This window comes from Francisella sp. 19S2-4 (assembly GCF_036281795.1).
Lineage (GTDB): Bacteria > Pseudomonadota > Gammaproteobacteria > Francisellales > Francisellaceae > Francisella.
The window spans coordinates 1-1,392 of the sequence record NZ_JAWUZH010000091.1; the positions used below are offsets into that span (position 1 = coordinate 1).

A 1,392-nucleotide genomic window follows, 5' to 3' on the forward strand; every position below is an offset into this window, starting at 1 on the left:
TCTTTGAGCATAGCTTGATTAGCAATAGTATCGTAAGCTTTATCCGCAAGTACATGTTTACAATCCAAATCTTTTAAATTTTATATGAAATGACAATTAAAAATATTGATACAAAAAATATATAGATAAGATATTTACGATATTTTTTGCTTATAACAATGTTAAAAAAAAAATAAAAAATCAAGATTTTTTTTTAAAAAAAACAAATATTAAACTTAGGTTAATTTTTTCTTGAACTAGATTCTTTATATCACTTCAGATTTTATTAAGGAAGGTAAAAATGCCGCTATAAAACTACAAAAATAGCCATATTTAGCCATATTTTTATTTTTAAATTTATTCATATAGTATGTGTGGTGCAGGTATTAGTTTATCTGAGTTTTCAAACACTAGATAAGGAGTTATCGAGATGAAATTAAAAAAAGTAACAATACTAACAGGCTTAGCTTTATTAGCTAGTTCTGAAGCGTATTCACATGCATATGTTGATACACCAAAAGGACGTCCAGCTCTTTGTAGAGATCTTATAAACAAAGGCTGCGGTACTATATCGTTATATGAACCACAATCATTTGAAGTTGCGGATGGTAGTTTTGAAAGTGGTGCAATGGGTGATAGAGTAGGAAGTGCTGGTAAAAGTCAGCCAGAAGCTGAACAAACAGCAAGTAGATGGGCAAAAACTGTTGTTAGGCCTGGGCCTATTACAATTAGATGGCATTTCGCTGCATCGCATTGGACAGTATCACCAGCATCGTTCAAGATTTGGATAACAAAGCCAGATTGGGATCCAAATAAACCTTTAACTAGAAGCGACTTTGAGTCTCAACCATTAAATTGTTATAACCCTATACCTAATTTTACAAATGCTCATCCAGTAGAACCTGGTGGTAGTAAATTTATAATGACTTGTGATTTACCACAAAGAACGGGTTATCAAGTTCTTGCAGCTGAGTGGGACGTTGGTGATACGGCAGCTAGTTTCTTTAATGTTATTGATGTTGATTTCACAAATGATCATCCTGCTGGTACAGTCTTATTGCCAGGTGGTGGTGGAGATAGTGAAACTGGATTACAAGCGTGGGATGCTAATGCAACTTATAATGGTGGAGATCAGGTTCATTATAATGGTAAGGTCTATGAAGCTAAATGGTGGAGTCAAGGAACACCTCCTGATCAAGCTAATTCATGGAAATATGTAAAAGAACATGAGGGTGGTACACCAACACCAACACCAACACCAACACCTACACCTACACCAACACCTACACCTACACCTACACCTACACCTACACCTACAGATAGGTTCCCAATCAATATGAACACATTCACTATTAGTGAAGAAGGAGTTCGTGCTGGAGACAGAGTGGTTTTAGAAGCATCCAAAGATGGTAT

At 35.1% G+C, this 1,392-nt stretch carries 1 protein-coding gene; it reads left to right on the forward strand.

The features are described from left to right. Positions 1 to 409: 409 nt before the first annotated feature. Positions 410 to 1,392, forward strand: a 983-nt coding sequence (locus tag R8535_RS10840) for a lytic polysaccharide monooxygenase (RefSeq protein WP_329499167.1), incomplete at its 3' end; no start/stop codon positions are given.